This is a genomic window from Serinibacter arcticus, from assembly GCF_003121705.1.
Taxonomy (GTDB): Bacteria; Actinomycetota; Actinomycetes; order Actinomycetales; family Beutenbergiaceae; genus Litorihabitans.
This window is the reverse complement of the sequence record NZ_PYHR01000002.1, coordinates 3051609-3063492: the sequence shown is the minus strand read 5'-3', so window position 1 is coordinate 3063492 and position 11884 is coordinate 3051609. Positions and strand designations below refer to the sequence as shown.

At 72.9% G+C, this 11884-nt stretch carries 12 protein-coding genes and 1 pseudogene; 6 read left to right on the top strand and 7 right to left on the bottom strand.

What is annotated here, in order from left to right:
• Positions 1-361: 361 nt before the first annotated feature.
• Positions 362-661 (bottom strand): Hpt domain-containing protein, encoded by a 300-nt coding sequence (locus tag C8046_RS13670; protein WP_109229925.1) that lies wholly within the window; start codon positions 659-661, stop codon positions 362-364.
• Positions 662-682: 21 nt separating this feature from the next.
• A complete protein-coding gene (locus tag C8046_RS13665; RefSeq protein ID WP_109229924.1) occupies positions 683-1078 on the bottom strand; it encodes a response regulator in 396 nt (131 codons plus the stop codon).
• 111 nt (positions 1079-1189) lie between these two features.
• On the opposite strand from C8046_RS13665, the gene C8046_RS13660 reads away from it, so the two are divergent.
• The 3 genes and pseudogenes from C8046_RS13660 (at position 1190) to C8046_RS13650 (ending at position 4399) form a co-directional block, all read left to right on the top strand.
• Entirely contained in the window at positions 1190-3313 is a 2124-nt protein-coding gene (locus C8046_RS13660) for an ATP-binding protein (protein ID WP_109229923.1), read from the top strand.
• Positions 3310-3848, top strand: a pseudogene (locus C8046_RS20240) (pyruvoyl-dependent arginine decarboxylase). Before C8046_RS13660 ends, C8046_RS20240 begins: the two are co-directional and overlap by 4 nt.
• Positions 3845-4399, top strand: coding sequence for a hypothetical protein (locus C8046_RS13650; RefSeq protein WP_109229922.1), 555 nt, complete (start codon positions 3845-3847; stop codon positions 4397-4399). Before C8046_RS20240 ends, C8046_RS13650 begins: the two are co-directional and overlap by 4 nt.
• Before the next feature lie 93 nt (positions 4400-4492).
• Here C8046_RS13650 and C8046_RS13645 read toward each other — a convergent pair whose 3' ends face one another.
• A complete protein-coding gene (locus tag C8046_RS13645) occupies positions 4493-6133 on the bottom strand; it encodes an FAD-binding protein (RefSeq protein ID WP_109229921.1) in 1641 nt (546 codons plus the stop codon).
• 52 nt (positions 6134-6185) lie between these two features.
• Between C8046_RS13645 and C8046_RS13640 the strand changes: the two genes are divergently transcribed.
• Positions 6186-6773 (top strand): TetR/AcrR family transcriptional regulator, encoded by a 588-nt coding sequence (locus tag C8046_RS13640; RefSeq protein WP_216628976.1) that lies wholly within the window; start codon positions 6186-6188, stop codon positions 6771-6773.
• Positions 6774-6843: 70 nt separating this feature from the next.
• Here C8046_RS13640 and C8046_RS13635 read toward each other — a convergent pair whose 3' ends face one another.
• The 4 genes from C8046_RS13635 to C8046_RS13620 form a co-directional block, all read right to left on the bottom strand.
• On the bottom strand, positions 6844-8106 hold the full coding sequence (locus C8046_RS13635; RefSeq protein WP_109229919.1) for a DUF4232 domain-containing protein: 1263 nt from the start codon (positions 8104-8106) through the stop codon (positions 6844-6846).
• Positions 8107-8222: 116 nt separating this feature from the next.
• Positions 8223-8414, bottom strand: a complete 192-nt coding sequence (locus tag C8046_RS13630) for a hypothetical protein (protein WP_109229918.1) — start codon at positions 8412-8414, stop codon at positions 8223-8225.
• A gap of 101 nt (positions 8415-8515) precedes the next feature.
• A complete protein-coding gene (locus tag C8046_RS13625; RefSeq protein WP_109229917.1) occupies positions 8516-8854 on the bottom strand; it encodes a transcriptional regulator in 339 nt (112 codons plus the stop codon).
• Entirely contained in the window at positions 8851-9291 is a 441-nt protein-coding gene (locus tag C8046_RS13620; protein WP_109229916.1) for a hypothetical protein, read from the bottom strand. Before C8046_RS13620 ends, C8046_RS13625 begins: the two co-directional genes overlap by 4 nt.
• A gap of 354 nt (positions 9292-9645) precedes the next feature.
• On the opposite strand from C8046_RS13620, the gene C8046_RS13615 reads away from it, so the two are divergent.
• Together C8046_RS13615 and C8046_RS13610 are read left to right on the top strand one after the other, a co-directional pair.
• Entirely contained in the window at positions 9646-10449 is an 804-nt protein-coding gene (locus tag C8046_RS13615; RefSeq protein WP_199224484.1) for an ABC transporter ATP-binding protein, read from the top strand.
• The gene (locus tag C8046_RS13610; RefSeq protein ID WP_109229914.1) at positions 10446-11789 is read left to right on the top strand and encodes an FtsX-like permease family protein; all 1344 of its coding nucleotides are present in this window, start codon (positions 10446-10448) and stop codon (positions 11787-11789) included. Before C8046_RS13615 ends, C8046_RS13610 begins: the two co-directional genes overlap by 4 nt.
• Positions 11790-11884 lie beyond the last annotated feature (95 nt).

Genomic DNA, 11884 nt, shown 5'->3' with positions numbered 1-11884 from the left:
ACCACCGCGCACGGCACGATGGTCGTCACCTGGCGGGAGTGCCCCTCTGACACCGCCACCTTTTGCTGCGCGCCCCCTCGAGCTCTCGGTCGCAACGCCAGATCGCGCTACGACCGTTGCACGCAACGCTGGTAGTGAACCGTCGTTCTCGGAGCCCTGCAACCGCTCCGTATCACAAACGGGTAACGGTTCGCGCGAGCCCCCGACCGTGAGCAAACTCCATCGAGGACGCGCCGACGGCTCGGCCGCTCGAGCTATCGCGAGGCCCTTCGGATCCACTCGCGAGGCCCTTCGGGTCCACTCGCGAGGCCCTTCGTGTCCCCTCGCGAGGCCCTTCGGGTCCACTCGCGAGGCCTTTCGGTCACGCCAGCGCGCTCAGCAGCTCCTCGACCAGCGTGCGAAGCTCGTCCGACTCGGCGCCGTCGTCCACCGCGCGCACGACTCTGCGCGCGACGACGGAGGCCTCGTCCTTGCCGAAGGTCCCGGCCGACCCGGCCACCGTGTGGGCCAGCAGCCGCGCCTCTCGCCGGTCGCCCGGCAGCAGGGGCACAGGCCCCGCGACGATCTCGAGCAGGCGGGTCGCGCGGTCACGATTGCGCTCGTGGGCGCGCGCGGCGATCTCCGCGAACTGCGCGTCCTCGTCGGGGCCGGCCGTACTCATAGGTCGTAAACTAACGTAAAGTTAACCAAGGCTCGACGGCTTCTCGAGGGCGTCCCGGAGTCGTGCGCCGAGCGTCATGGGGTCGAACGGCTTCGCGATGACTCCCAGCACCCCCAGCCCGCGCCACTCGGCCTCGTCCCCGGTGGAGGCTTTCGCCGTCATGAGCACCACGGGGATGCCGGAGGTCGTGGGCTCGGAACGCAGTCGCGCGAGCGTCTCGAGTCCGTCGATACCGGGCATCATGACGTCGAGCAGGATGACGTCCGGCTGGTTCTCGGCGGCGAGGGCGAGCGCGGACAGGCCGTCCGACGCGGTCGTGACCTGCCAGCCGCCGACCAGCTGCAGGGCGAGCGTCGAGACCTCGCGTATCGAGTCGTCGTCGTCGACGACCAGCACGTGGCCCGGTGAGACGGTCATGGCGTATCCCTTCCACCCTCGTCCCCCGGACGTTGACGAGACAACGCTAGACCCGACAGGGGGGTGTCGGCATCTCGCGACGTAAACGCTTTCGAGAACTACTCTCGAAACGTGAGAACCACACGAAGTCTGAAGGGGTCGCTGACGATCGCGACGGTCGTCGCGGTCGCGTGGGTGCTGGTCCTCGTCGTCGTGCTCGCCTCCGGTCTCGAGCAGGAGACCCGCGCCCTCGTCTCGCAGGTCGCCATCATGGCGACGGCGTTCGTCTCCTCGCTCCTGTGCTGGTGGCGTGCCCGTCGCAGCGCTGGGCGCCGACGCCAGGCCTGGTCGCTGTTCGCCGCTGCCGGCTTCGTCGGCCTCTTCGGCAACGCGCTCGCGGCCCTGACCGACACCGCCGGCCTCGACGACGTCGTCCTCCTGATCGCCCTCCTCACGGGGATTGCCGCACTGCTGTCCTTCCCGACGCGCGCGCTGCGGCGGGCGGAGCTCGTCCGGGCGATCCTCGACGGGATCGTGGTGGGCGGCTCGGTCCTCTTCGTCTCGGCGCTCGTGGTCTTCCCCGAGCTCGGCTTCGGAGTCGGCTCGGACGGCCTCGACATCGGTCGGGTCGCCTCCCTCTCGCTCCCCATCGTCGACGCCGTGCTCGCGACGCTCGCGGTGCTCCTCATCCTCCGGAGCGTGGGATCCGACCGCACCCCCCTCGCCCTGGTGGGCATCAGCTTCACGATGTACGCGGTCGCCGACCTCGCCTACGCCGTCGTCGACTCGACCAGCGGCTTCCAGTTCGGCACCCTGGCGGACCTCGGCTGGGTCGTCGGCTATGCGCTCGGCGGTGTCGCCGCGTGCCACCCGGCCGGCTCCGGCGGAAGCTGCGGCGACGACGACGGGGAGGTGCGCGAGGGCTCCCCCGTCGTGGGGACGGTGGTGACGTTCGCGCTGTTCATCGGCGCCGCCGTCTTCCAGGTCCAGGGCAGTCTCGCGCAGGTCCCGACGCTCGCCGTCTCCCTCTGGTTCCTGGTCATCACCGCCGTGGCCGCCCGGCAGATCGCGCTCGTCGCAGCGAACGAGCGGCTGCGGCGCACCCTCGAGAAGCGGGTCATCGAGCGCACGGCCGAGCTCGCCGCCGCCACCCACACCACCGAGCTGACGCTCTCCTCGGTGGGCGAGGGCATCTACGGCGTCGACCGCAACGGCGTCGTCACCTTCGTCAACCCGGCCGGAGCGCGGACCCTCGGGTACTGGGCCGAGGACCTCGTCGGGGTCCACGCCCACGACCACCTCCACGCGTTCCGCGACGACGACACCCCCTTCCCCTACGAGGGCTGCTACATCTCGGAGGCGATCACCAAGGGCGTCACCGTGAACTCCGAGGAGGACGTCTACCGCCGGGCGGACGGCAAAGCCGTGCCCGTGGAGGTGACGGCCAGTCCCGTGCTCGACGACGGCGAGGTCACCGGTGCCGTCGTCGTCTTCCGTGACGTGGCGCAGCGGCGTGAGGTCGAGCGCCTCAAGAACGAGTTCATCGCCGTCATCAGCCACGAGCTGCGCACCCCGCTGACCTCCATCAAGGGCTCGATCGGGCTCGTCGAGGGCGGCGCGACCGGCGTGATCAGCCCCGAGGCGCGGCGGCTCCTGGCGATCGCGGGAAGCAGCGTCGACCGACTGACCCGGCTGATCAACGACATCCTCGAGGTGGAGCGCCTGAGCAGCGGCAGCGATCCCCTCAACCTCGTCGACGTGCGGGTCGACGAGCTCGTGCGGATCGCCGTCGAGCAGATCGAGACGCTGGCGGCGCAGGCGGGGGTCACCGTCGATGTCCGCGACGCGCCGGGGACCGTGCGCGCCGACGCCGACCGCATCGTGCAGACGCTCGTCAACCTGCTCGGCAACGCGGTCAAGTTCACGGAGTCCGGCGGCCACATCACGGTGTCCGGGACCACGACCGGCACGTTCGCCGAGATCGCCGTCGCCGACACCGGCCGGGGCATCCCCGCCGGACAGCTCGAGGCGATCTTCGGTCGCTTCGAGCAGGTCGACTCCTCCGACGCCCGCGAGAAGGGCGGGACGGGGCTCGGGCTGGCGATATCCCGCGGGATCGTCGGGCGGCACGGCGGCCGCATCTGGGCGGAGTCGAGCCCAGGGGTCGGCTCCACCTTCCGGTTCACGCTTCCGACGGCGGACGCGGCGTCGGACTCGTCGTCGCAGACGCGTGAGTTTCACGTGAGGTCGAGGTGAGAGATTCGGGCCCGGAGCCTAGTATCGAAAGCGTGCACAGCGACCCGCCCCCACCCACCCCTCTCATCTCGGTCAGCGCGGGCTCCGGCTCCGGTCGTACACCTCTGAGTGCTTTCGACGCCGCCCTCCGCGAGGCCGGCACGGCGGACTTCAACCTCGTCCGTCTGAGCTCCGTCATCCCCCGGGTGCACGGGTCACGGTGGTCCCGGGCACCGAGCAGATCGCCGGCGGTCACGGCGACCTCCTGTTCTGCGTCTACGCGGAGGCGCACGCCGAGCTCCCGCTGCACGAGGCCTGGGCGGGCGTCGCGTGGGCACTGGCCGACGACGGCTCCGGAGCCGGGCTGTTCGTCGAGCACGAGGGGCCCTCGCGCGACCAGGTCGAGCGGGACCTCCAGGTCAGCCTCGACGACCTGATCATCGGGCGCGGGGGCGGCTACCAGCCCGCCGGACGCCTCGTCACGAGCGCGACGTGCGAGACCGAGCCCGTGTGCGCGCTGGTCATCGCGTCCTACCGGACCCAGGGCTGGTCATGACGACGACGATCCCCACCCGCATCACCTCGGTGCGCACGCTGGGGCCGTCCGAGATCGACGAGTGGTGGCCCGTCTACGAGGCTGCCTTCACCCCGATGAAGACGCGGGCGGCCGCGCGGCACCTGCTGGAGCGGCAGGAGTTCGCCGAGGAGATGGCCGACCCGCGGATCCTCAAGCTCCTCGCGAGCGATCTCGACGGCAACGCGGTCGCCATGACGACCGTGGCGACCGACCTCGATGCCGTCGCCTGGATCAGCCCGGCGTTCTACCGGGAGCGATACCGCGAGGCGCTCGAGCGCGACGCGCTCTGGTACGTCGGCTACACGCTGGCCCACCCCGCGGCCCGCCGGACGTCGGCGTTCGTGGACATGCTCGACACCCTCATCGACCTGCTGCGGGAGAACCGGGTGACGGTGGGCTACGACGTCTCCCACTTCAACGACACCTCGCGGCGGTTCGCGGCCCACCTGTTCGAGCGGGCGCGACGGGTCACCGACCTCACCGCCCAGGAGATCGACGTCCAGACGTACTACGCGGCGACGTTCACGTAGGCCGCCCCCACCGACGAGGGGCTTGCGCACACCCCGCGGGGGGCTTCTGCACCACCCGCGAGGGGCTTGCGCACACCCCGCCCCCCGCCGTCGTCAGCCCCCGTGGCGCGCCATGAACCGCGCGGCCCGCAGCCCGAAGACCGCGGCCGGTCCGATCGTCGACCCCGGACCGGGGTAGGTCCGCCCCATCACCGACGCCGAGCTGTTGCCGGCCGCGAACAGGCCATCGATCACCGAACCGTCCTCGCGCAGCGCGCGACCGTCGGCGTCCGTCACCACGCCGCCCTTCGTGCCGAGGTCGCCGAGCACCACGCGGTAGGCGGTGAACGGGCCGCGCTCGATCGGCCCGAGGTTGTTGTTCGGGTGCACGGTCGGGTCGCCGTAGTAGCGGTCGTAGGCGGAGTTGCCGCGGCCGAAGTCGCCGTCGACGCCGGAGCGCGCGAAGCCGTTGAAGCGCGCGATCGTGCGGCGGAAGGTGGTCGGGTCGACCTCGATCTTCCCGGCGAGCTCCTCGAGCGTCCGCGCGGAGACCTGGATCCCCGACTCCTTCATCGCCTTCGTGGCGCGCGGGTCCATCGCGAAGGTGCGGAAGTACCGGAGCGCGTAGCGAGCGTCCAGGATCAACCAGTACGGCCCGCGGCCCTCGTCGTTCTCGAGCATGTGGTGGCCCAGGTCGACGTAGGACTCCGACTCGTTGGCGAACCGCTTCCCGGTCGAGTCGACCATGATCGAGAACGGCATCGACCGCTCCCCCACGATGAAGGACGGGTGGCCCCCGGGCGGTGCGGCGACCGAGCCGCCCCACCAGGCGTCGTCCATCAGCTCGACGGCGGCGCCCGCCTCCTGCGCGACCGCGATCGGCACCCCGACGTTGCCCGGGTTGCCCGACGGCGCCCCGTCGATCCCGTGGTGCTTCTGCCGCAGGTCGGGGTTCGACTCGAAGCCGCCGCCGGCGATCATGACGCCGCGCGTCGCCCGGACAGTGACGCTCCGGCCCTGGTGCTCCACCCGGATGCCGACGACGCGACCGTCCTCGACCACGAGCTCCTCGAGCGGCGCGTTCAACCAGAGCGGCACCCCGCGATCGATCACGACGGCCTTGCAGAACGCCGCCGCCCACGCGTTTCCGATGCCGACGAGCCGCTTGCCGGTGACGAGCCCGCCCGCGATGCGACCCACGACCTGCGCACCGCGCACCATGCCGGAGACCGTCGACCACGCGCGTCCGAGCAGCCAGACGTCGTTGGTCATCGCCGGCAGCGGGATCGCGCCGCGCAGCGTGTTCCACCGGTCGCCGAGGATCTTGGAGTCGAGCGGCTTCACCTCGATCGAGCGACCGATCTTCCCGCCCGGCAGCTCCGGGTAGTAGTCGGGGTAGTCGGTGGCGCGGGCGAAGACCACGCCGAACCGCTCCGCCGTCGTGACGAAGTCGTCCACGCCGTCGACGAACGCCTCCTTGCGCGCCCGCGAGGTGGCGGCGCCGGTCTCCCCCACGGTCGCCTCCAGGTAGGTGAGCGCCTCCTCGCGGGAGTCGCCGACGTCGTCGCGACGCATGAGCGGGTTGTTCGGGAGCCACATCCCGCCGCCGGACATCGCCGTGCTCCCGCCCCACTTGTCGGTGGACTCGACGATCAGGACGGACAGGCCCTCGTCGACCGCGCCCATGGCGGTCGCGAACCCGGCGCTGCCCGAGCCCACCACCACGACGTCGTAGGTGTGGTCCTCGGTGCTCATCGCAACTCCCTCGACTCAACCGGACATCGGTGTCCGGATCTAGGATCACATCGTGCCCACCTCCGCCTCGCCCGTCAACAGGGTCCCCAACCGGGGCCCGGCCGCCGCCGTCGAGAATCGGAGCGCGATCCTCGAGGCGGCCCGCCGGCTGTTCGCCGAGCGTGGCTTCCACGTGCCGCTCAACGCGATCGCGAAGGAGGCCGGAGTCGGCCAGGGCGTGCTGTACCGGCACTTCCCCCACCGCCTCGGCCTCGCGTTCGCCGCCTTCGAGGACAACCTCGCGACCTTCGAGACGCTCGCCGGCGACCCGTCACCGTCGACCTTCGGGCGACTGTGGAACCTGCTCCTGGAGCAGACGGTCCGCGAGGCCGCGTTCGTGGAGATGATGCTCGAGGCGCGGCTCGCGCGCTCGGAGTACGACGGCGAGACGCGCCTCCGCGTCGCGCTCGCCTCCGCGCTGGAGCGGGCGCAGGCCGCCGGGGCGGTCACGGATCAGCTCGACGTCTCAGGGGTGCTGCTCGCGTGGCGGATGGCGTTCGGGATCGTGGCGACGGCGCCGTCGCCCGATGAGGCGTGGACCTCGCTGGAGGTCGCGTTCCGCGACGCCGCCGAGGGCGCGCTGGCGGTCGTGCGGGGCTGAGGGCGCCGGAAACCCCTCGCCGGTGGTGCGCAACCCCCTCGCCGGTGGTGCGTAAGCCCCTCGCCGGTGGTCAGTCGACGGCGGAGGCAGGGTCGGGCGCGGCGCGCCACGGGGCGACGCCGAGGATCGCGCCCGTCTCCAGGTCCATCCACTCGTCGACGACCGTGCGCTGTGCGCCCGGCCAAGGCGCGACCAGCACCTTCTCGACCGTGATCGCACCGGCGCCGCTCCCCCGCCAGGTGAGCTCCGCCGTCGCGCTCGCTCCGGGCTCGAGCGTCACCGGGACGCCGAGGTCGACCTGCTCGAGCACGCCGTCGCCGGGGACGCCGCCGTCGGAGAACCCGCCCCACGGCTCGACCACCGGGACGACGGCGTCGCCGTCCTCGTCCGCGAACGCGAGGTCGGGCAGTCCGACCACCAAGCACGTGGCGTCTCCCGTGTTGGTCGTCGTCGCGACGCCGAACCGCCTCCCCGTCGCGGCATCGGTGTGCGCGGCGGTGGTGACGAGGTCGGCCTCGTCGCAGCGACCGGGGAGAGCGTTCGCCGCTGCGGACCCGTCGCCCGGCGCGACCGTGGGCGGCGGATCGCTGGGCCCGGGGTCGGCGGTGGGCTCGGGGGTGGCCACCTCCGTCATGGTCGAGACGCTCGCGGAACGCGCCGTGCTCGTCAGCCAGAGCCCGGCGACCACGGCGGCGAGCAGGAGCAGCACGGGCGCCCGCCTCGACCACGGCCCGAGAACGTCGGGCGGCACCCGCGCCGGAACCAGCAGCGTCGTCAGCAGCGCCGGGACGAGCCCCCAGACCAGTCCCCACCGCACCGCCGCGACGAGCGCCGGGAGCGTGAAGGTCCGTATCCACGACCCGCCTCGCCCGCCGAACAGGTCGATGACGTGCAGCACGTCCCCGAGCTGCGTCGCCCCGACCGCCACCACGCCGCCCACCACGGCGGCGAGCCACAGCAGGAGGAACCGGAGGACGCGACGGCGCTCGGCCACGGCCCGGAGCACGACGAGCGCGAGCGCCGCGGTGACGAGGACGACGGTGGCGAGGGTCGCCGTCGTCAGCAGGGCCGGCCACGGCGCCACGGCCCAACCCACCCGCGCCGGCAGCACGGTCGGCAACCACGGATCGAGGCTGTGCCAGGACGCAGCGACGAGGGAGCCGGCCGCCCACGTGCGAAGGGCGTCGGCGAGCAGGACCGCCGCGGCGGTGAGGACGGGCAGGGTGAGCCACGCGAGACGTCGCCAGGGGGCTGCGGTGCGCGCGGGCGAGGATCCGGGGTGGACCGGGTCGCCGCCGCTGGGGATCGTCGCGACAACGGGATCGGGCGGCACCTCCCCACCCTAGGCGAGGCGGTGACGCCCGTCCTGGGGACCAGCGATCGCGACGACGGCCCCGGTCCCCGGCCTCGGAGGGCGGGGACCGGGGCCGTCACGGTCGGGGCGGGGCGTCAGTCCTTCGACGGCCGGAGGTGCTCGAAGACGTCGTCGTTGGCCGGGTCGTTGATCTTGCTCACGACCTCGACCTCCTCCTCGACCTCGGACTGGGGCACCTCGCCGTCGCGAGTCTCGTCCTCGGGTTCGCGTCCCGCGGCTGCGGGAACGATGACCGGTGTGACCGGCTGGAACGGCGTGCTGGACATGCTGACCTCCTACGGTGGAGCCGATGTTCAGGGGATCCGATTTTACCAAGCCGTGACGCCCGAGTGAAGGATGGCGTCCGCCGTCGCCCCGCTCGGTCGCCTCAGCCGGTGATGCGGCGCAGGGCGTCGACGTGCCCCCGGAACACCGCGAGCCCCTCGGCCGTGAGCGACAGCCAGGTCTTGGCATAGCGGCCCGAGCGCTGCTTGGAGACCTCGAGGTAGCCGGCCTTCTCGAGCCGGGAGACCTGGCGGGAGAGCTCGGCGTCGTTCGTCTCGACGGCGTCGCGGACGGCGGCGAACTCGGCCTCGCCGACCCGGGAGAGGGCGGCGACGATGGAGAGCCGGAGCGGGGCGCTGAGCTCGGCGTCGAGCTCGGTGCGGGGATGCGGTGCCGGCGTGGCGTCGAGGGCGGTCGCCGGCCCGGCGTCCCGGTCGGTCACTTCGCGCTCCGCGTCTGGAGGAGGAACCACAGGCCCGGGATCGCGCTGGCCACGGCCCCGACGATCCAGAACGCCTCGTTGCCCAGGAGCACCGTCATCCCGAGGGCCACCACGGCTACGTAGACGAGCGCCCAGGTGGCGATCATCAGGCCGTAGCGGCGCTTGAAGGCGGCCGGGCGGGCCTTCGCCGAGGCGCCGATCACGCTGAGCATGATGGCCGCGCCGACGATGAAGAACGTGCCGCCGATGATGCCGCCGGGCGCCGGAGCGAGGCCCATGATCGCGAGGCCCGCCACGGAGGCGAGGGCGAATCCGCCGACGGCCACCTGCACGCCGATGACCTGCTTGTTCATACCGGCGGCGAGTGCGTCGGCCTTCGCGAGGGCGTCGGCGGCGGAGGCCGGTCCGGTGGTCGCTGCGGTGCGGGGCTCGCTCATGGTGTCGACTCCTCGTTCGGTGGTGCGTCGGTGTGGTTTCAGACTGCCATCTACTTGGCAGACATGCAAGTACTTCTTTCTCTGCAAAGTAGTTGCGAGGCGGCGGGACGTCGTCGAACCCTCGCTCTCTGCGGACGGATCCCGGCACCGTCGGTAGGCCGTGCCCCTGACCTGCGACGACGCCGTGGCCGCCCCGCGCGGCGGCGTTCTGTCCGCAGAGAGCGAGGGCCGTCCGCCGGGAGCGAGGCCGCCCACGGGATGACGCCGGCCCCCGACCGCGGGCGCACACCCCGCCCGGAGGTGACGCCCGGGGCCGGACGCGAGCGCCCGCCGTCGCGACGCATGCTCGGAGGCATGACCAGCAACCGCTCCCTCGAGGCCCTCGCGCTCACCAAGACCTACGGCACCGCCACCAGCGCGACGCACGCGCTGCTCGGTGTCGACCTCACGATCCGAACGGGTGAGTCGGTCGCGATCATGGGCCCGTCCGGCTCCGGCAAGACGACCCTCCTCCACCTGCTCGCCGGCGTCCTCGCCCCGACCGCGGGCGACACCCTCTGGGGCGGCCGCTCGCTCGGCTCGATGAGCGACAAGGAGCGCACCGCGCTGCGCCGCCAGGACTTCGGCTTCGTGTTCCAGTCCGGCCAGCTCCTGCCCGAGCTCCCCGCGGACGAGAACGCCGCGCTGCCGCTGCTGCTCGACGGCGTGGCTCGCCCCGAGGCGACGGCTCGCGCCCGGCAGTGGCTGAGCCACCTCGGCCTGGGCGGCATGGAGTCCCGCCGCCCTGGCGAGCTCTCCGGCGGTCAGGCGCAGCGCGTCGCGATCGCCCGCGCCCTGGTCGGCAGCCCCGGCGTCATCTTCGCCGACGAGCCCACCGGCGCCCTCGACCGCACCACCGGCTGGGAGGTCATGAAGGCGCTCACGACGGCGGCGCGCGCCCAGGGCGCGTCCCTCGTCGTCGTCACGCACGACCTCGAGGTCGCCCGCTGGTGCCGGCGGATCGTGGAGATGCGCGACGGACGCATCGTGCGCGAGCTGAGCCAGACGGCGGGCGACGGCGGGACGACGGCGCAGCCCGGCGCCCCCGAGGCGCCCCAGGCGCACGAGCCGCCCCAGGCGCACGCCGTCCCCACCTCGTTCCAGGCGGTGACCCGATGACCACCCTGCGCCTGTGGCTCCTGCTGCGTCGTCGCAGCAGCGGCTCCTCCGACCCCGCCGGCCTGACGAGCGTGCTCGCGGTGATCGCCTTCGCGGTCACGACGGCGATCTCGCTCGTCGTCGTCGGCGGCCTGACCGCGTTCGTCCAGCGGTCCCTCGCGGTGGGGGCCTCCGACGACGAGTCGCTCTACATCTTCCTCGCGGCGTTCGCCACGATGCTGCTGCTGGTCCCGCTCGCGACGCTGGGCGGGGCGGCCGCCCGGCTCGCCGTCGCCCGTCGGGACGCGCGGCTCGCCGCGCTGCGTCTGGCCGGCGCCACCAACGGCCAGGTCGCGACGCTCACGGTGCTCGACGCCGGGGTGCAGGCCGTGCTCGGCGCCGTCATCGGCGTCGCGGGCTACGCGGCGCTGCTCCCCGCCGTCGCGCAGCTGCGGTTCCAGGGTCGGCCGTTCGACCTCGCGGAACTGTGGGTCGGCGTCCCCGGCGTCCTCGCCGCGGTCGGCGGCGTCCTCGCGATCGCCCTGTTCTCCTCGATCTCGAGCCTCGGCCGGGTGGCGATCACCCCGCTCGGCGTCGCGGCTCGCACCACGCCGCCGGCCCTGCACTGGTTCCGGCTCGTCTCGCTCGTCGTGGCGGTCGGTGCCGTCACGGCGGCCAACGCCGCCCTCGGCTCGGCCGGCGGCGTCGTCGTGATCTTCGTGCTCATGGGTCTGGTCGCCGCGGGCATGGCGACGCTCAACCTGCTCGGCCCGTTCGTGCTCGGCCTCATCGGGCGCATCGCCGTCGCCCGCGCCCGCACCCCCGCGACCCTGCTCGCCGGCCGCCGCATCGTCGACGACCCCAAGACGGCCTGGCGCAGCGTCGGCGGGGTCGCGCTGGCCACCTTCATCGCCGGCATCACCGCCGTCGCGGCCCTGTTCGGGGCGACGGGCAGCGGTTCGCCCGACGACGCGCTGATCTCGCAGGACATCGCCACCGGCGGCATGCTCACGCTGGCGATCGCCGGGCTGCTCGCGGGCGTCTCGACCGGTGTCATGCAGGCCGGCCGGGTCATCGACCAGCGTCAGGCGTACCGCAACCTCGTGCTGGCCGGCACCGAGACCCGGACGCTCGACGCCGCCCGGTTCCGCGAGACCCTCGTCCCCCTGCTGGCCGCGGTGGGCACGGCCGCCGTCGCGATGCTCGTGATCATCGTGCCGCTCATCGGGGTCGGGTCGTTCGCGCAGCCCGTCGTGCTCGTGCAGTACGTCCTGAGCATCCTCGGCGCGAGCGCGCTGGTGCTGCTCGGCGCGGCCGCGAGCACGCCGGTCGCCCGCCGGATGGTGGCCCAGGAGGCCTGATCCGGCGCGGGACGCCCGCCCGCGATCCTCCGCCCGACCCTCCCCGGCAGCGCCGGGGAGGGTCACGCGCTGACACCCTGCAACCCACATCCTTG

Coding starts and splice junctions, on each gene's coding strand:
- C8046_RS13650 (WP_109229922.1), top strand. CDS start 3,845: ATGACGACGACGATCCCCACCCGCATCACCTCGGTGCGCACGCTGGGG.
- C8046_RS13670 (WP_109229925.1), bottom strand. CDS start 661: ATGAGTACGGCCGGCCCCGACGAGGACGCGCAGTTCGCGGAGATCGCC.
- C8046_RS13645 (WP_109229921.1), bottom strand. CDS start 6,133: ATGAGCACCGAGGACCACACCTACGACGTCGTGGTGGTGGGCTCGGGC.
- C8046_RS13615 (WP_199224484.1), top strand. CDS start 9,646: ATGACCAGCAACCGCTCCCTCGAGGCCCTCGCGCTCACCAAGACCTAC.
- C8046_RS13630 (WP_109229918.1), bottom strand. CDS start 8,414: ATGTCCAGCACGCCGTTCCAGCCGGTCACACCGGTCATCGTTCCCGCA.
- C8046_RS13665 (WP_109229924.1), bottom strand. CDS start 1,078: ATGACCGTCTCACCGGGCCACGTGCTGGTCGTCGACGACGACGACTCG.
- C8046_RS13620 (WP_109229916.1), bottom strand. CDS start 9,291: ATGAGCGAGCCCCGCACCGCAGCGACCACCGGACCGGCCTCCGCCGCC.
- C8046_RS13610 (WP_109229914.1), top strand. CDS start 10,446: ATGACCACCCTGCGCCTGTGGCTCCTGCTGCGTCGTCGCAGCAGCGGC.